The following is a 16287-nucleotide window of genomic DNA, read 5'->3' as shown; positions in this document are numbered from 1 at the left end:
AATTTTAAATTCAATATTTAATTAAATTTAAAATAGCCAATTCATCTCCACCTAATACAGTAGCTTAGATGGAGTTTCTTGGCTGTTCTAGATAAATCTAATTTTAAAGTTGGATGAATTATAAACCTAAATTAGCTAATTTATTAGATATTTCTTCAGCCTTCTTTGTAACCAATGGAACCATTTCCTCATATAAAACCTGCTCTGTAATTCTGATATTAGGGCCAGAAACACTGATTGCAGCCACTACCTCTCCATTACTATCCTTAATTGGAGCAGCTACACAACGAACCCCTTCTTCCATCTCTTCAAAATCAATAGCATAACCTTGCTCTCTAATCTTAATCAACTCTTTTTTCAACTCAGCTGGATCGGTAATTGTATTAGCAGTAAATTCTGTTAAATCAATTTGAGCTAATACTTGATCTAATTGCTCCTCATCTAAATAGGATAATAAGACCTTTCCTGCTCCTAGAGAATGGGCTGGCCCTCTACTGCCAACATTAGCAAACATTCTGATCATATTAGTAGACTCTACCTGATCTACATATAAGACTTCACCTTGATCTAAAATAACCAAATTAACAGTTTCATTACATTCTTCTACAATCTCTTCTAAGTAAGGTTTAACTATCGTCTTTAAATCCATCGAATTTTCTAAAGTACCTGCTATCTCAAATAAATGCAGACCTAATTTATATTTTCCACTTTCTTCCTGGGCTGCAAAACCTCGCATTACTAATGTATTTAACAGACGATGAGCTGTACTGATATTTAAATCAGCTCTTTTACTGAGCTCACTTAATGTAATCGGTCGTTGTACTTTAACCAAAATCTCTAAGATGTCTAACGCTCTATCCACAGATTGTACCGTTTTACTTCCCATTTTCAGCCCTCCTATTTTTAGATTATGAAATTCATTATATCATAATCTATTCCAAATAAAAAGCAACTAAAATTTAGGAATTGGAGGTGCTTGTAATTTATGTGCATTCTGACTGGCTAATCGCTCCACCTTCTCTTTCACTTTAGGCTCAGCTTCACCTGTTAAGATATAATTGTCCAGTTTTTGATAGCTAATACCTAATTCCTCTTCATCAGTTTGACCTGACCATAATCCTGCAGAAGGTGGCTTGCTAATAATTTCTTTAGGAACTCCCAGTTCTTTGGCCAATTCCCGCACTTCTAATTTGACTAAATTACCTAATGGAGCGATATCAACCCCTCCATCTCCATGCTTTGTAAAATAACCAATCTTCAATTCACTACGATTATCAGTACCTACTACTAAACTATTTCTCTTACTAGCATAATAATAAAGGGTTGTCATTCGCAAGCGTGGCTTAATATTAGCTACAGCCATATCCTTAGTTACCTCTTGCCCCCCTTCAACCGTCGTTAATAATTGATCAAATGTAGCTGCTAAATCAAAGACTTGATAATTAATCTCAAATTCATCTACTAACTTCTTAGCATCTTCAGCATCTTGATGATTACTATAGCAAGGTAAGATTAAGCCTAAATTATTTTCTGGAAAGGCTTGTTGGCATAATACTGCAGTTACTGCTGAATCAATTCCTCCACTCAAACCAACTACAGTACCCCGACAACCTGCCTCTTCTACTCGCTCTCGAATCCAATCTACTAATTGCCCTTCTAGTTTGGTATAATTTCTATTTATCATATTATCCCTCCAAAACAAACTATAACCTTTAATTTTTAGCCTGAGTCAATTATATCATAAGTAATTTGTTATTTTAAGTATAATTAGATTAAATAAAGGGACTTGCTAACCAATCTAATAGGGGATATATCGGTAATGAAATATCTGTTTCAAGCTGGTAAGCAAAATCAAATGTACTATGTAATTTAATCTGTAATTGCTCTCCAGCTTTAGTAAACAAGTTCAAAGAATCTTCAGTTTTATAAATTTCAAGCTCATTGTGAGGAATCTCTAAAGCTAACTCTTGTCCTTGATCGGATTGATCAAGATATAGTTGATATTCAACTATAATCAACATCAACTTCTCTTGATAGCTAACTGCCCTTAAGAATGGAATCGGTTTAGAAATCCCACAAGGATAATCTTCATTTCTAATCCCTGGTACAACACAATCAAATAAGAGCCCTTGCTCTAAAGTAGTTAAGTTATTTAAAAAATTAACTACTTCCTTACAATCAATCTTCTCTCCTTGCTTATCAAATTGATCAGTATTAAATGTCATTAACATCTTGCCTCCTTATTATTAAAGTACCCTATTTAAGCTATCTTAATCAAAATCTTCTTTACTTAATTGCTATAAAGCTTAAGTCTAAGGCTGAAGTTAAGCAAACCATTAAAAACATAAAAGTTCAGCTCTTACTTAGACTCAAACTTAACCAAAATGTTTAAAATTAATTTATATAGTATATACTACTAACTAGCTAGAAAACTGAGTCTTTAGAGTGAGGTAATTACATAATGTGGGATAAAATCAAAAAGTTTTTCAAATCAGAATCTAAAAAAATTATCAATCGACTTAATCTTGATTCTCACAAAAAAATCAATGAAAATCTCAAATTAAATCTTAACTATATTAAAGATAATTTAGCTGCAAGCAGTGATTTAGTCTTTAGAGAATTTTATATCGGTGCTGATAAAAATTTAGCAGCCCAACTAATCTTTTTTGATGCCTTAGTTAAAGATGAACTTTTACAAGGAAAAGTCTTAAAACCATTAATGTTAGAAATAACAGGTAATCTTGAACAAACAGAAATTAAAGAACAAGTTAATGATACATTAACTGAATTATCTATTCCAATTAGTGGAGCAGACATAATTACTTCTTTAGAACAAGTAATTACTGAAATATTAGGTGGTAAAGCTATCTTATTAGTTGATCAAGTTGATAAAGCCTTCAGTTTAGATGTTCGAGACTGGCAAGGAAGAGAAATTGATAAACCAGGAATCGAAGCTAGCACTCGTGGCCCTCAAGAAGCCTTTAATGAGTCCTTACAGACCAATATTGCTTTAATTAGAAAGAGATTACAAGACAATAATTTAATGATTGAAATCGACAATATTGGTAAAAGAACTAATACAGAATTAGCTATAACTTATATTGAAGATCTTGCTGAACCTGAATTAATAGATAGAATAAAATATAGATTGGATAATATAGATGTAGATGGTATTTTGGAAATAGGACAGATCAATCAATATTTAAGTGACAACTGGTTAACTATCTTTCCTTTATTTCAGACTACAGAACGACCTGATAGAGTAGTAGGTAATTTATTAGAAGGTAGAGTAGTCTTAATGATTGATGGTAGTCCCTTTGCCAGTATCATGCCTACAACATTTGTTCAATTTTACCAATCGCCTGAAGATTATTATGATCAATTTTATATTGGAACAGCTCTAAGAATTTTACGTTTTGCAGCAGCTTTCTTAACAATTAGTTTACCAGCTATTTATATCTCACTAGTTTCATTTCGCCATGAGCTAATACCACATGAGCTAGCAATTTCACTAGCTGAGGTAAGAGAAGGAGTTCCCTTTCCTTCATATTTAGAAGCACTAATTATGGAGATCAGTCTAGAGTTATTACGAGAAGCTGGTATTAGATTACCTGGCCCAATTGGTGAAACGATTGGAATTGTTGGTGGATTAATTCTTGGTGATGCAGCTGTAGCAGCAGGTTTAGTCAGCCCACCAATGGTTATTATAGTCGCATTAACAGCAATTGTCTCCTTTTTAATTCCAAATTATGAAGCAGCTGTTCCTTTAAGATTATTAAGATTTCCAATGATGTTTCTAGCTGCTTCATTCAGTACCTATGGGATTATGATTGGTTGGCTGCTAATTTTAATCCATCTATGTAGTTTAGAGTCTTTTGGACAGCCTTATTTTGCACCATTTGCTCCTCTCAAATGGTCAGATCTAAAAGATACAATCATTAGAGCACCAATTAGATTATTAAGCAAACGTCCATTATCAGTCCCTAATCAACAACAAGATAGACAAGATCGTAAAGGAGAAGATCCTAATGAGATGGAGTGAAATTGAAAAATATCAAATATCAAATCAACAACTAGCTTTTATTATTATTCAAACTTGTGTTGGTATGGGAATTTTATCTCTACCACGTGTTATGGCTAAAACAGCTGGACAAGATGCTTGGCTAGCAATTATTTTAGGTGCTGGAGTTTGGGCAGTTAGTTTAATGTTTATTTATTTATTAGGGCGTAGATTTCCTCAAGATACAATCATTCAATATAGTGATTATATTTTAGGTCCTTATTTAGGTAAGCTAATCAGCTTTAGCTATATTTTATATAGTACTCTCACTACAGCATTTATTGCTAGAACCTTTGTTACAGTCTTGGCAACCTTTAATCTACCAAAAACCCCTATTTCAGTTACCCTAATTATCTTCTTATTAACCAGTTATTATTTAGTTGGTCATGGTCTTAAAACCTTAGCCCGAATTTATGAATTTTTATTTTTCGTTCTAAGTCCAGCCTTTATCTTATTATTACCGACATTTTTTGCTGTAAACTGGCTAAATCTACAGCCAGTCTTTCAAATTGGGCTTACTGAATTAGTTGATAGCACTTATGAAACTATGTTCAGCTATATTGGCCCTGAGATTGTCTTATTAATCTTTCCCTTTATTAAAAAACAAGATAAAGTATTAGCATCTTCATTATTAGGTTTAGCTATTGTAATGCTCACTTATTTATTTATTACAGTTATTGGAATTGGGTTTTATGGTCTCCTGCCCTTACAAAGAATTTTATGGCCTACGGTTACTTTATTGAAAGCAATTGATGTTCCATTTTTTGGTCGTTTAGAGTTCTTCTTTATCTTTTTATGGATTGCTGTTGCTTTTACAACTGTCAGTAGTTATTTTTATATGGCTAGTTATAGCTTAACTCAACTACTGCGCTTTGAAGACCAACGCTATAGTGGACTCTTTTTATTACCAATTATTTTTGGGTTAGCTTTTATACCTGAAAATGTACTTGAAATCTTTAATTATCTAAATTTCATTGCAGAATTTGGTGTTGTTTTAACCTTATTAGTCCCAATTTCATTGCTAATTATCGCCAAACTAAGAAATATTAAAGGAGCAGATCAAAATGAAGCATAAGTTACTAATCATTTATTTATTAGCTCTCTTACTCAGTACAGGTTGTTGGGATATTAATGAAATCGATCGTACCAAATTCCCTACTTATATCACTATTGACCAAGCTGAAAAAGATAACTTTTTATTTTCAGCTCAATTCCCAATAGTAGCAGAAGAGGCTCCTGAAGAAACCCACATTATTTCAAATATAGCCCCTTCTCTAGCTACTGGCTTTAAAGAAATACAGACTAGAACTATAGGCTGGATCTCTTTTGGAATGTTAAGTACAATTATCTTTAGTCAAGAATTAGCAGAAGCTGGTTTACAAGAGCATATTGATGCTCTTTGGCGAAATCCAATTGCCCCTGGTTCTCTTGTCTTAGCTATTAGCTCTGAGCGAGCTGAAAATATTAAAAACATAGAAATTGCTAGCCGGCATGAGATTGGTGAATATTTACAATTTTTATTTGAAACAACAGCCAGAAACTCACTATTACCAAAAAAGACATTAAATGATTTCTTTACCTCATTTTATATTAAAGGTAGAGACCCTCATCTTCCTTTACTTGACTATGGAACAAATGAGGTAGATATTATCGGTACAGCAGTCTTTCAAAGGGATCAACTAGTTGGTACATTAGAAAAAAAAGAGACTAGAGCTTTAATGTTACTTCAACATATGTATTCTAAAGGAGAGCTGTCTTTGGAAGTTGAAGATTATATGGTTAATTATTATGTTCAAGAAGCTGCCACTAAATTAACCCCTTACTATGAAGATGAGCAACTTAATATCAAAGTTGATCTTGAGCTAGATGTAGATTTAACTGAATTTACCACTTACGAAAGAATAATTGATAATCCTCAGCTATTAGAAAAAGTAGAAGAGAATTTAGCAGCCGCTTTAAAAAAAGAGAGCCATATTTTATTTAATAAATTACAAGACTATCAAAGTGATATTCTTGGGATTGGTCAAATACTTAAATCAGAACACCCTGAGGACTTTGATGCTGCTACATGGCACCAAGATTTTGCTTTAGCTTCTGTCAATGTTAGTGTAGAAGTAAATTTAAGACGATTAGGTATTTCATCTTAAATTATATTCACTATTCATTAAATTCATTCTTCACTAATTGGGTCAATTGATTAACAGCAGTTTCATCATCTGAGATAATCTCAATCCGCTCTCCACAAAAAACTGCTAAATTCATCACCCCTAGAATACTTTTAGCACTTACCTCTTTTTCAGCTAGAGTTAACTTAATTTCAGCTGCAAACTGCTTTGCTGTTGCCACAACCAACCTAGCTGGTCGAGCATGAAGATCAGTCTCACTAGTGATTTCTACAATCTTAATCGGCATAAATTTCTCTCCTCCTTTAAAACTTATACCTTAATTTTAACCTGCTAATTTAATATTGCAACATTAGCTCGAATTAAGTCCAAATAAAATCTAAAAGAGAGGGCTTAGCTAAGCCCTCTCTTTTAATTAAGCAACTTCGATCTTTTCTTTTAAACTGCTGACTAATAATGCTGTTACAACTGTTCCAATTAAAATTGCTACAGCATATAATAACACATTTCCTACTGCTCCTGGAATTCCAACTACAAAAATACCACCATGAGGAGCTCTTAAAGTAGCATTAAATAGCATTGATAAAGCACCTGTTATTGCAGAACCAACCATGATTGAAGGAATAACCTTCAACGGATCAGCCGCAGCAAAAGGAATTGCCCCTTCTGTAATAAATGAAATCCCTAATACTGCTGCTGCCTTACCTGCTTCTTTTTGTTGCCGGTCAAATTTATTAGGAGTAATCATTGTGGCTAACGCTAAACCTAATGGAGGTGTCATTCCTGCTGCCATAATTACTGCCATAGGTGTATAAATCTCTGAAGCTAATAATCCTACTCCAAAAGCATAAGCTGCTTTGTTAACTGGCCCCCCCATATCAAAGGCCATCATTGCTCCTAAAATAGCTCCTAATAAGACTCGATTAGTACCAGTCATACCTTCCAACCAATTCTCCAAGCCAGTCATAATCCCCATTACTGGCGGACCAATAACAAAGAGCATTAATAAACCAATAATTAATGTAGAAAATAAAGGTAAGATTAAGACTGGTTTTAACCCTTCTAATGTTGCAGGCAACTTAATAATATTCTTTAACCATTCTGTTACATAACCTGCTAAGAAACCAGCAATAATTCCACCTAAGAAACCAGCTTCAACTTGAACAGCCAGCATCCCACCAACCATACCTGGAGCCAAACCAGGTCGATCTGCAATTGAAGCAGCAATAAACCCAGCCAAAATAGGTACCATTAAAGCAAAAGCAGCATCACCACCAATCTGCATCAAAGCTCCAGCTAAAGCTCCTTCAGCATCAATTCCACCAAAAGCAAAAGCTAAAGAAATAGCTAATCCCCCAGCAACTACAAATGGAATCATTCTAGAAACACCATTCATTAAGTGCTTATAAGCTCCTGTACGTTGCTGACTGCGCTCTGACTTATGAGTTTTAACATCTGTCACTACATCCTCTTGCGGTTCAAAATCTTCTGCTTTTTCTTTAGCCTCCTCCAATAAAGCTGTTGCATCCTTGATCGCCTCTCCAACTTCTACTGATAAAAGAGGCTTACCCTGAAACCTACCAGTCTTAACATTAGTACCAGCAGCAATAATTACAGCATCTGCTTGCTTAATATCTTCGGTAGTTAATTCATTTTCTATCCCTACAGATCCTTGTGTCTCAACTTTAATTTCAATTTCTTTCTTTTGAGCAGCCTTTTCTAATGCCTCTGCTGCCATATAAGTATGAGCTACCCCAGTAGGACAGGCGGTTACTGCTACAATTTTCATTTCAATTCCCCCTTTTTATTGATTATTCGTGTTCCTTAATTACCTCTAAGACCTTCTGTTTAGTGGCAGCAGTTAATAAATCCTCTCTAAACTCTTGGTGCATCAATTTTCTAGATAATTTAGCTAACACTTTTAAGTGTTCCTCAGATTTCTTCTCTGGTACTGCTATCATAAAGAATAACTTGACATCTTGATCATCAATACTCCCATAGTCAACTCCAGTCTCTGATTTAGCAAAAACAATTGTTGGCTCTTTAACCACCTCACTCTTCCCATGGGGTATGGCAACTTGATTACCTACTCCAGTCGTACTCAACTCCTCTCTAGCTAAAATTGTTTGATAAAACTCTTCTTGTTCAGTAATCTTTCCAGCTTCAGCTAATAGAGTAACCAATTCTTTTAAACAAGCTTCCTTATCCTTCCCTTCCAAATTTAATTTAATTAGATCCTCAGTCAATAATTCGGTTAATTTCATTTTTTTACCTCCTATTTTTGATCTTACTTAACTTAATTCTTCAATTACTACTTGAGCTAACAACTGCTCCAATTCATCTTTATTACAAATTTGTGTGCCAGCTTTAGTAACAGTATTCGCACTAGCAGCTACTGCATATCTAACTGCTTCCTTTAAACTTTGTTGTTGGTTTAACCGTAAAGCTAAGGCTCCTACCAAGGTATCCCCTGCTCCAACGCTACTTCTCACCTCCACTATTGGAGAAGTAAGCTTCCAAGTTCCTGCCCGACTAATAACCACTGCTCCTTCTGCTCCTAAAGAGACAACTACAATCTCAACTCCCTGCTGATAAATTCTTTCCCCAACTTCTATTATCTCTGTTAAAGATTCAAGCTTTTTTTTAGCTAACAGTTCTAATTCAGATAAATTGGGCTTAACTAGATAAGGATTAGCTTCAATCCCAGCAGCTAGGGGTTGATTTGATGTATCTAAAATCACCTTTACTCCTTTATTTTTGCATTCAATTATTAACTGCTGATAAATATTTTCTGGAGTATTCGGAGGTAAACTCCCTGTTAAAACTACAAAATCACCAGTCTCAACTGTTTGTAATAAAGATTTTCGCAGCTCATCTAGAGCTGAATTTTTAATAGCTGGCCCTAACTCATTGATCTCTGTCTCTTTGTTTTGAGCTAGATCAACTAATTTTAAATTGGTTCGTGTTTCAGCTTCAATCCAAGTAAAACTAGAGCTAATGTTTAAAACATCTAACTTATCAACTATTAGTTTACCATTCTTTCCTCCTAATAATCCTAAAGCAGTTGTATCTCCTCCTAATTCAGCTACTACTTTAGAAACATTAATCCCCTTCCCTCCTATATCTTCTCTAACTTCTTTTACTCGATTAGTCTGTCCTAGCTTAAAGTCTGATAAAATTATTGTCTTATCTAATGCTGGATTTAAAGTTACCGTTACAATCATCTTTTTAACCTCCTAGGAAACTATAATCTCTACCTGCTGCTTATATTCTTTTAAAATTTCTTTTTCTAATTTCTGATCAGTTATTATTTTATCTACTTCTGCTAATCCAACTACATTAATAAAAGCAACTTCTTTAAATTTAGTATGATCAGCCAACACAATCACTTCTTGTGCTACTTCTACCATTAAGCTTTTTACATTAGCTTCTACTAAATCGGGAGTAGTTATTCCTTGTTCTAAGTCAATACTGTTAGTTCCTAAAAACACCTTATCAACATTAAATCTCTTTAGATTAATTTCAGCACAAGGGCCAACCATAGCCAATGTCTTCTTTTTCAAGTTTCCTCCTGTCAAAATTATCTCATGAGAAGACTTAGCCAGCTTTACAGCAACATTGACTGCATTAGTAATAATCGTTAAATTTAGATAATTATCTAAATGATCAATCAATTTAGTAGTCGTAGTTCCTGCATCAATGATAATCGTATCACCATCACTAATCAATTCTGCTGCTTGTTGACCAATAGCCAATTTACTTTCAATATTTTCAGTTTCTTTTTCTATAAATGAAGGCTCAAACTTAGCTCCTCCTTTAGCTACTGCTCCACCATGTGTTCTTTCAAGCAAACCTTCTTTTTCTAATAACTGCAAATCTCTTCTGATTGTTGAAGCTGATACATCAAATTTGTCACATAAATCATTGACTGTGACTGACTTGCCCTCTTTTGTTAAACCTATAATCTCTGTTCTTCTTTCCTCAGCAAACATCTCAACCCTCCCTTTGAATGTTTTTGTGCATTTAGAGCAGTTTCTCTTGTCTTATTTGCTCGTTTATGATTGTTTGTTGTTGGTTTTGATTATATTATAAGTTTTCAAAAAAGTCAAGTAAAAAATAAGACCACAGTTTTAACTGTGGTCTTTAATCAACAAAGATTATTGATTTTCAAAAGTCTGACAATTTGTCTTCTCAAATCGATCTGCTCTATTTCCTCCATCATCAACATTAACCTCTATTGCTGAAGCTGTACAGTGTTTTTGTTCCCAGTACCTACAGTTGCTCACATTACATTTTACATTATCTAATGTCATTGCTCTCCCCCCTTACAAATTTATTATTTCAAAAAGAAAAAATATTATACTATTTACTCAGTTAAAAAATTTAATTAACAGTTTGATGATTTAGTGAATATTATGTACTAAATTATTTCAAGGGGGTTAACTAATGGCACCAGATAGAGAGTTTTTAGAAAATAGTCGACATTTGGAACTGAGATTAGCTGAAGCATATGTCCCTTTTCAAACTTACCAGGAACATTATTCGCCACTGGAAGGTTTAAAGCAAGGAACAAGCTTTCCCGAATTAGATATACCGTATGTCAGAAGAAGATAATTACTTTTAACCCAAATTGGAGGTGAAATGATGACTAGAGAAGAACTTAGACAGCTTAGAGAGATTCAAGCATTAGAGTTTACCGTTCTTGAGTTTGCTCTATATCTAGATACTCACCTACAAGATCAGGCTGCATTGAAAGAGTATAATCGCTACTCTCAACAACTCAGAGAGTTGAGGATGGATTATCAAGAAAGATATGGTCCATTGCATATTATGCATCCTAGTGACTACCCATGGGAGTATCCAAGAAGTCCATGGCCTTGGCAAATTGAATACTAAAAAGGAGGAAAAAGAATGTGGAGATATGAAAAAATACTTCAATATCCAGTCAGAGTCTCAAGAACTGACTTAGGCTTAGCTAAATTATTATCTGCTCAGTATGGTGGTCCAGATAGCGAATTATCGGCAGGCCTTAGGTACTTAACCCAAAGGTATGTAATTCCAACTGATGAAGCTAAAGCAATTTTAACCGATATAGGCACAGAAGAGTTGGCCCATTGGGAAATCATTGGTACTCTAATCTATAAACTGACTGAAGGAGTTCCTGTCCAAAGGTTACGTAGAGCAGGATTAGGGGCTGATTACGCCCAACATGGGCGAGCAATCTATCCTAGTGATGCTACAGGCGTACCGTGGACAGCATCTTATATCCAAGCCCATGAAGATCCGATTGCTACCTTACATGAAAATATGGCTGCTGAACAAAAAGCAAGAGCAACTTATGAAAATTTAATTGACTTAAGTAATGATGCTGGAGTAATTGACACCCTTATTTTCTTAAGAAAGAGGGAAGTAGTTCATTTTCAACGTTTCGGAGAGGCTTTGAATATTGTTAGAGATCACCTTGAAGCTCAAGATTAAATAATATTATGTGTCAGTGTCTGTGACTGTGGTCTGTCAAAATCAAACCCCTAACCTTTTAAATCATAAAGGTTTTGAACTCGATTTTTTACTGACACTGATTCCTGACACTGACACTTTTTTTATCTATTAATCGCTTCCTGATAATCAGCTACTAACCTTGCAAATACCTGCTCCCATGACTTACCTAACGAATATTCTCTAGCATTCCTAGCCAACTCCTCTCGCAATTGCTCGTTCTCAATCAATAACCTTAACTTAGCTGTAAACTCCTGACTATCATTTTCTTGACAAGCTAAACCATTATATTGATCAACTAAATTCTCCTTAACCCCTCCTGCATAGATAGCAACAACCGGCAATCCTGAAGCCATAGCTTCTAAGACAATATTCCCGTAAGTTTCGGTTACAGAAGGAAAAGTAAAGATATCAGCAGTAGCATAAAAAAAGCTAAAACTGAGCATTCATGGAGTAAAATAAAAAGCTAACCCTCAAGGTTAGCTAGCTAAAAAGAAAATTATTTTAAATCAAACCATGGGCCAAATTCGAAAAACAAATTCCAATTAGTGCGCCGGTTAATATATCAGAAGGATAATGTACCCCAATATAAGCTCTAGAAACTCCAACTAATCCAGCAATCATTCTAAAAACAAGACTTAAACTAGGAAAATTAATTCCAAAAACGATTGCTATTGAAAAGATAGCTGTTGTATGACCAGAAGGAAAAGAACGCATACAAAAAGGTGGGTTTATTATATTTACCTCTTTTAAGACTTTGTATGGTCGGCTTCGAGCAACAATCGTCTTAATTATTTGAACTACTGCTCCACTACTTACTAAAGCTATTAAAACTTGCCACCCTGTCTCTTTTAATCTTCCCTGACCGAAAACAACTAACAAGATTGTTAAACTACAAGTAAATACTACTCCCCCTAAATGAGTTATTTGAGGCATTATTAAATCTAATAACCTACATTTGAGCTTGTGATTAAACAAATAAAACAATTGGATATCTCTATTAATAATCCTCTGTAATAACCTTTTCATCCACTTGCTCCTCTCTCCTTGATACTACATATTATATTATATTTTTTACTTAGACTCAATATTAAATCAAAAATTAGATTAAATTATCAAATTAACCTCCTTGCTCCAGCAAATTTCTTACGCCAGAAACGATTAAAAGAACTGATTTCTACATTTCTTTTCTGCAAGATATGAATGAATTGTTGATCATTAACCATTACCCCTGAATGGGTTACTACATCGGGTAATAATTCAAAATAAACTAGATCTAATGCTTGCAAGTTATCAAACTCAACTGCAGTTCCTACTTTTAATAATTCCCTTAAATAAACTCCTGCATCTTCTTTATACCATTCCTTAGAATAATTTCTATCTTTATGAGTAAGGTCAATGCCAAATTCTTTGTAAAAAAAGATAATTAGACCTAAACAATCTAAACCTCTTAGAGAACGTCCATTATGCTTATAAGGAATATTACGATATTTACTAACAACTTCTTTTATTTTTTTATCCCTTTTCCTATCCATAATTCCGCTCCTTTCACTAATTACTCAAATAATTTGTTATTATTATATGTGATAATTAGCAATCAGTGCGGAATTAATTCAATTATCTGTTCTAAATATATTGGCTAAGTTAATTGAATTCAATCTCTCTTTAACCCATTTATGGTTTTCTTCTAAATATTCTATTGACTTTAGTTTAAATTTAAAATCAACTTCTTGATGATCTAAGTTATCAACCACCTCCCCTTCAGATTCAGATACAACTTGTTCACCAGAGTCAATAAAGCATAGCGGAGGAAATAATACACACCACCAATTTTCTCCTCCCCCTTGTCCAATGATTATTTCTAATGCTTTATAATCTCCTTGCTCCAAAGTTAAATTCCCATAAGTTCTGGTTGGAAAAAAGGTCTCTGTTATATTTAATTCTACTTGATAATCATAACCTTTAGTACGAAGTTCATCCTCTATTAGAACACCCACTTGCTCTTTATTATTAATCAACTCAGTTTCAGCCTGACTTATATCTGTTTTATCTGCTAATAAAGTTTGGGTCATAGTTATTACTTGCTCTTTAATCTCACGCTTTAAGATTTGATCATCAATAGAATTACTATTAGGAACAATATGTAATCTTAATAAATCTTCTTGCTGATAATCATCTACTAAGACAAACGCCTTACTATTGGCCCATAAAGACAATAATACTAAAGCAATGCTTATAATTACTACTAATCTAACCCGTTTCATTAGTTTCCCTCCTTAACTGCAGCAGCCTCATGTAATTTATTAAGTGCCCGTTTTTGTAATCTAGAAATTTGTGCTTGAGAAACACCAATTCGCTCTGCTACTTCAGATTGAGTTCTACCTCGATAAAATCTAAGTTTAATGATCAATCTTTCTCGAGCAGTTAAAACCTTAAGTGCTTCTCTAATATTGATCTCATCTGTTAATTCTAAGCCTTCTTCTTCACTAAGTTGATCAACCAATCTAATTGGTTCACCTTCATCCTCAAAGACAGGTTTAAATAATGAAATAGGACTTTTAGTAGCTTCTAAGGCATAAACAACCTCTTCTCTTGACATCTCTAATTTTTCAGCAATTTGACCTAATGTTGGTTCTTCAGCATTCTTCTTTCTTAATCTCTCCTTTAATTGCATAGCCCGATAAGCTGTATTCCTTAAAGAACGGCTAATCCTTATTTCACGATTATCCCTTAAATAACGCTTTATTTCTCCAATAATCATTGGTACAGCATAAGTAGAGAATCTAACTCCTTTATCTAAATCAAAATTATCAACTGCTTTTACTAAACCAACACAGCCAATCTGAAATAAGTCATCTACTGGATGGTTGCTATTCCTATAGCGCTGTAGAACACTTAAAACTAACTTTAAATTGCTACTGATTAATTCCCTTCTTGCTTCTTGCTGACCAGCATTCATTTGTTTGAAAAGTTCCATCATCTCTTCATTAGACAATACAGGTAATTTTGAAGTATCAACCCCAGTCAATTCAACTGATCCCATATCAACACCCCTTTACTCTCTTGGTATTATCTATTATTAACATTATTATCCAGAGATATACATTTATTTTAATAAATTTAACTATATATGATAAAAAATACCTTTTAGCTATAGTCTAAGACTAAGCAAACCATTAAAAATTTTAAAAATAAAGTTATCAATTTCGTGCGTAAAACTACGTGGGCTTGCCCCGTAAATGTAATACACGATCTATAAAAAGAATAATTTCCTAAACAATAAAAAAAGCTATTTACTGGATTTACAGCATCCAGCAAATAGCTTATAACTATCATTATTTTAAAGCTATTAGATTAAAAGATTTAGATTAAAGCCTTATTTCTATAAGGCTTTAATCTAAATCAACAGCTAAAATTTCTGTTACTCGATTGAATCCAGAAAAGAGATCTATCACAGCTACGACCTCCAGTAGTTCCTCCTCCTTTAATCCTAACTGATTAAAACAATCATCAGTTAAGTCCTGATAATTATTGGTAGCTTGATCGACAAAAGTTAACACTCTAGTCTCCAAATCATTCAAGTTACTATAATCAGCAGCTTTTACTTGATCAAGTATCTCTGTAGAAAAACCTAAGCTTTCTAAACCTTGATAATGCTTAGCAATACAGTATTCAGCTTGATTTAAGACTGAAACACGCAAAGCAACCAATTTCTTAAGCTCAACTGATAATGCTCCCTCTTTCATGGTACTAGTTACTTTATTCCAGTTGGCCCGTAAAATATCAGGCTGATGGGCCAACACTTTAAAAATATTAGGCACCATCTGAAATTGATCTTCAATCTCTGCAAAGACGTCTTTAGTGATTCCTGTTGCCTCTTCAGTAGGAATTAACTTTACTCTAGACATGCTAATCAAAAACCTCCTTTGTAATTAACATGTCCAATACGTAATCTATAAATTCAAATCAAACAAATTTTAGTCAGCAGCTAAAATTTAGCATCAAAAAAGCTCAGGTTTTCACCTGAGCTTAACTGGTCTATGTTCTTATGACTTAAGTACATTTTCAGCTTGTAAGCCTTTTTCAGTCTCTACAACTGAAAACTCAACCTCTTGACCCTCTTCTAGGTCTTTAAATCCTTCTTCTTCAATTGCAGAAAAATGAACAAAAACATCGTCTCCATCTTCTTGCTCGATGAATCCAAATCCCTTTTCAGAATTGAACCACTTTACAGTTCCAGTTGCTCTATCTGCGTTATTTTCAACTTCAGATTCTGCTGCAACTTCTTTTACATCCTCTTCATCAACAAGACCTGCGTCAGCAAATGCGTCTCCCATAATTGATGCCATATCTATCCCTCCTATTTACTATAATTAACATTATTTATAGATTAATTACATCACTTAATGATAACACTTAAACCTAAACTTGTCAACTGCTTAAGTAAAAATTACCGGTAAAAAAGTTTTACAATAAATTCTAATTAAGCTTCATCTGCATCAACTTAATAGATAATTTACTAATCATCTTGTTTTTTATTGATATATAGTGGCACTTTGCCACTATATATCAGTGTACAGTTTACAGTTGATATGGTTTCTATGTTTT

At 33.8% G+C, this 16287-nt stretch carries 21 protein-coding genes and 1 pseudogene; 6 read left to right on the top strand and 16 right to left on the bottom strand.

Annotated elements, in window-relative coordinates:
• Positions 1-118: 118 nt before the first annotated feature.
• From MWH25_RS11190 to MWH25_RS11180, 3 genes are all read right to left on the bottom strand, one after another.
• Entirely contained in the window at positions 119-886 is a 768-nt protein-coding gene (locus tag MWH25_RS11190) for an IclR family transcriptional regulator (RefSeq protein ID WP_248627739.1), read from the bottom strand.
• A gap of 66 nt (positions 887-952) precedes the next feature.
• Positions 953-1684: an NAD(+) synthase gene (gene nadE / locus MWH25_RS11185; RefSeq protein ID WP_248627738.1), complete on the bottom strand. Its 732-nt coding sequence runs from the start codon at positions 1682-1684 to the stop codon at positions 953-955.
• 88 nt (positions 1685-1772) lie between these two features.
• Positions 1773-2225, bottom strand: a complete 453-nt coding sequence (locus tag MWH25_RS11180) for a hypothetical protein (protein WP_248627737.1) — start codon at positions 2223-2225, stop codon at positions 1773-1775.
• A 236-nt stretch (positions 2226-2461) separates the two neighbouring features.
• On the opposite strand from MWH25_RS11180, the gene MWH25_RS11175 reads away from it, so the two are divergent.
• Genes MWH25_RS11175 through MWH25_RS11165 form a run of 3 tightly spaced genes read left to right on the top strand, consistent with a single transcriptional unit; the run spans position 2462 to position 6207 of the window.
• Entirely contained in the window at positions 2462-4042 is a 1581-nt protein-coding gene (locus MWH25_RS11175) for a spore germination protein (RefSeq protein WP_248627736.1), read from the top strand.
• Entirely contained in the window at positions 4029-5135 is a 1107-nt protein-coding gene (locus tag MWH25_RS11170; RefSeq protein ID WP_248627735.1) for a GerAB/ArcD/ProY family transporter, read from the top strand. The genes MWH25_RS11175 and MWH25_RS11170 overlap by 14 nt, the downstream gene beginning before the upstream one ends.
• A complete protein-coding gene (locus tag MWH25_RS11165) occupies positions 5125-6207 on the top strand; it encodes a Ger(x)C family spore germination protein (RefSeq protein ID WP_248627734.1) in 1083 nt (360 codons plus the stop codon). Before MWH25_RS11170 ends, MWH25_RS11165 begins: the two co-directional genes overlap by 11 nt.
• Before the next feature lie 10 nt (positions 6208-6217).
• On the opposite strand, the gene MWH25_RS11160 is transcribed toward MWH25_RS11165, so the two are convergent.
• The 6 genes from MWH25_RS11160 to MWH25_RS11135 all read right to left on the bottom strand — a co-directional run bounded on the left by MWH25_RS11160 (position 6218) and on the right by MWH25_RS11135 (position 10496).
• Positions 6218-6472, bottom strand: coding sequence for an HPr family phosphocarrier protein (locus tag MWH25_RS11160; protein WP_248627733.1), 255 nt, complete (start codon positions 6470-6472; stop codon positions 6218-6220).
• A 126-nt stretch (positions 6473-6598) separates the two neighbouring features.
• Positions 6599-7972, bottom strand: a complete 1374-nt coding sequence (locus tag MWH25_RS11155) for a PTS fructose transporter subunit IIC (RefSeq protein WP_248627732.1) — start codon at positions 7970-7972, stop codon at positions 6599-6601.
• A 22-nt stretch (positions 7973-7994) separates the two neighbouring features.
• A complete protein-coding gene (locus MWH25_RS11150; RefSeq protein WP_248627731.1) occupies positions 7995-8447 on the bottom strand; it encodes a PTS sugar transporter subunit IIA in 453 nt (150 codons plus the stop codon).
• Between the two features lie 27 nt (positions 8448-8474).
• Positions 8475-9407 (bottom strand): 1-phosphofructokinase, encoded by a 933-nt coding sequence (pfkB, locus tag MWH25_RS11145; RefSeq protein ID WP_248627730.1) that lies wholly within the window; start codon positions 9405-9407, stop codon positions 8475-8477.
• A gap of 12 nt (positions 9408-9419) precedes the next feature.
• Positions 9420-10175 carry a DeoR/GlpR family DNA-binding transcription regulator gene (locus MWH25_RS11140; protein WP_248627729.1) on the bottom strand — a complete coding sequence of 252 codons (756 nt, stop codon included), beginning with the start codon at positions 10173-10175 and terminating at the stop codon, positions 9420-9422.
• Between the two features lie 165 nt (positions 10176-10340).
• Positions 10341-10496 (bottom strand): DUF1540 domain-containing protein, encoded by a 156-nt coding sequence (locus tag MWH25_RS11135; RefSeq protein ID WP_248627728.1) that lies wholly within the window; start codon positions 10494-10496, stop codon positions 10341-10343.
• 133 nt (positions 10497-10629) lie between these two features.
• Here MWH25_RS11135 and MWH25_RS11130 point away from each other — a divergent pair, with 133 nt between their 5' ends.
• From MWH25_RS11130 to MWH25_RS11120, 3 genes are read left to right on the top strand one after another with little or no spacing between them, the layout of a single operon-like run.
• Positions 10630-10797, top strand: a complete 168-nt coding sequence (locus MWH25_RS11130; protein ID WP_248627727.1) for a spore coat associated protein CotJA — start codon at positions 10630-10632, stop codon at positions 10795-10797.
• 30 nt (positions 10798-10827) lie between these two features.
• Complete coding sequence (locus MWH25_RS11125) at positions 10828-11079, top strand: spore coat protein CotJB (RefSeq protein WP_248627726.1); 252 nt, start codon at positions 10828-10830, stop codon at positions 11077-11079.
• Between the two features lie 15 nt (positions 11080-11094).
• Complete coding sequence (locus tag MWH25_RS11120) at positions 11095-11661, top strand: manganese catalase family protein (RefSeq protein ID WP_248627725.1); 567 nt, start codon at positions 11095-11097, stop codon at positions 11659-11661.
• 122 nt (positions 11662-11783) lie between these two features.
• On the opposite strand, the gene MWH25_RS11115 is transcribed toward MWH25_RS11120, so the two are convergent.
• The 7 genes and pseudogenes from MWH25_RS11115 to MWH25_RS11085 all read right to left on the bottom strand — a co-directional run.
• Positions 11784-12125: a glycosyltransferase gene (locus MWH25_RS11115; RefSeq protein WP_282706955.1), complete on the bottom strand. Its 342-nt coding sequence runs from the start codon at positions 12123-12125 to the stop codon at positions 11784-11786.
• A 58-nt stretch (positions 12126-12183) separates the two neighbouring features.
• Entirely contained in the window at positions 12184-12708 is a 525-nt protein-coding gene (locus tag MWH25_RS11110) for a phosphatase PAP2 family protein (protein WP_248627724.1), read from the bottom strand.
• 86 nt (positions 12709-12794) lie between these two features.
• Complete coding sequence (locus tag MWH25_RS11105) at positions 12795-13214, bottom strand: C40 family peptidase (RefSeq protein ID WP_248627723.1); 420 nt, start codon at positions 13212-13214, stop codon at positions 12795-12797.
• Between the two features lie 78 nt (positions 13215-13292).
• On the bottom strand, positions 13293-13943 hold the full coding sequence (locus tag MWH25_RS11100) for a stage II sporulation protein R (RefSeq protein ID WP_248627722.1): 651 nt from the start codon (positions 13941-13943) through the stop codon (positions 13293-13295).
• Entirely contained in the window at positions 13943-14722 is a 780-nt protein-coding gene (locus tag MWH25_RS11095; protein WP_248627721.1) for a SigB/SigF/SigG family RNA polymerase sigma factor, read from the bottom strand. The genes MWH25_RS11100 and MWH25_RS11095 overlap by 1 nt, the downstream gene beginning before the upstream one ends.
• A 349-nt stretch (positions 14723-15071) precedes the next feature.
• Positions 15072-15587 carry a carboxymuconolactone decarboxylase family protein gene (locus MWH25_RS11090; protein ID WP_248627720.1) on the bottom strand — a complete coding sequence of 172 codons (516 nt, stop codon included), beginning with the start codon at positions 15585-15587 and terminating at the stop codon, positions 15072-15074.
• Between the two features lie 138 nt (positions 15588-15725).
• Positions 15726-15920 (bottom strand): annotated as a pseudogene (locus MWH25_RS11085) (cold-shock protein); the annotation flags it as partial.
• Positions 15921-16287: the final 367 nt, after the last annotated feature.

The sequence above is a fragment of the Natroniella acetigena genome (assembly GCF_023227745.1).
Classification (GTDB): Bacteria; Bacillota; Halanaerobiia; order Halobacteroidales; family Halobacteroidaceae; genus Natroniella; species Natroniella acetigena.
Note: the sequence above shows the minus strand (reverse complement) of the source record. Positions and strands in the feature narration are given on the sequence as shown.

Coding starts and splice junctions, on each gene's coding strand:
- MWH25_RS11190 (WP_248627739.1), bottom strand. CDS start 886: ATGGGAAGTAAAACGGTACAATCTGTGGATAGAGCGTTAGACATCTTA.
- nadE (WP_248627738.1), bottom strand. CDS start 1,684: ATGATAAATAGAAATTATACCAAACTAGAAGGGCAATTAGTAGATTGG.
- MWH25_RS11180 (WP_248627737.1), bottom strand. CDS start 2,225: ATGACATTTAATACTGATCAATTTGATAAGCAAGGAGAGAAGATTGAT.
- MWH25_RS11175 (WP_248627736.1), top strand. CDS start 2,462: ATGTGGGATAAAATCAAAAAGTTTTTCAAATCAGAATCTAAAAAAATT.
- MWH25_RS11170 (WP_248627735.1), top strand. CDS start 4,029: ATGAGATGGAGTGAAATTGAAAAATATCAAATATCAAATCAACAACTA.
- MWH25_RS11165 (WP_248627734.1), top strand. CDS start 5,125: ATGAAGCATAAGTTACTAATCATTTATTTATTAGCTCTCTTACTCAGT.
- MWH25_RS11160 (WP_248627733.1), bottom strand. CDS start 6,472: ATGCCGATTAAGATTGTAGAAATCACTAGTGAGACTGATCTTCATGCT.
- MWH25_RS11155 (WP_248627732.1), bottom strand. CDS start 7,972: ATGAAAATTGTAGCAGTAACCGCCTGTCCTACTGGGGTAGCTCATACT.
- MWH25_RS11150 (WP_248627731.1), bottom strand. CDS start 8,447: ATGAAATTAACCGAATTATTGACTGAGGATCTAATTAAATTAAATTTG.
- pfkB (WP_248627730.1), bottom strand. CDS start 9,407: ATGATTGTAACGGTAACTTTAAATCCAGCATTAGATAAGACAATAATT.
- MWH25_RS11140 (WP_248627729.1), bottom strand. CDS start 10,175: ATGTTTGCTGAGGAAAGAAGAACAGAGATTATAGGTTTAACAAAAGAG.
- MWH25_RS11135 (WP_248627728.1), bottom strand. CDS start 10,496: ATGACATTAGATAATGTAAAATGTAATGTGAGCAACTGTAGGTACTGG.
- MWH25_RS11130 (WP_248627727.1), top strand. CDS start 10,630: ATGGCACCAGATAGAGAGTTTTTAGAAAATAGTCGACATTTGGAACTG.
- MWH25_RS11125 (WP_248627726.1), top strand. CDS start 10,828: ATGACTAGAGAAGAACTTAGACAGCTTAGAGAGATTCAAGCATTAGAG.
- MWH25_RS11120 (WP_248627725.1), top strand. CDS start 11,095: ATGTGGAGATATGAAAAAATACTTCAATATCCAGTCAGAGTCTCAAGA.
- MWH25_RS11115 (WP_282706955.1), bottom strand. CDS start 12,125: ATGCTCAGTTTTAGCTTTTTTTATGCTACTGCTGATATCTTTACTTTT.
- MWH25_RS11110 (WP_248627724.1), bottom strand. CDS start 12,708: ATGAAAAGGTTATTACAGAGGATTATTAATAGAGATATCCAATTGTTT.
- MWH25_RS11105 (WP_248627723.1), bottom strand. CDS start 13,214: ATGGATAGGAAAAGGGATAAAAAAATAAAAGAAGTTGTTAGTAAATAT.
- MWH25_RS11100 (WP_248627722.1), bottom strand. CDS start 13,943: ATGAAACGGGTTAGATTAGTAGTAATTATAAGCATTGCTTTAGTATTA.
- MWH25_RS11095 (WP_248627721.1), bottom strand. CDS start 14,722: ATGGGATCAGTTGAATTGACTGGGGTTGATACTTCAAAATTACCTGTA.
- MWH25_RS11090 (WP_248627720.1), bottom strand. CDS start 15,587: ATGTCTAGAGTAAAGTTAATTCCTACTGAAGAGGCAACAGGAATCACT.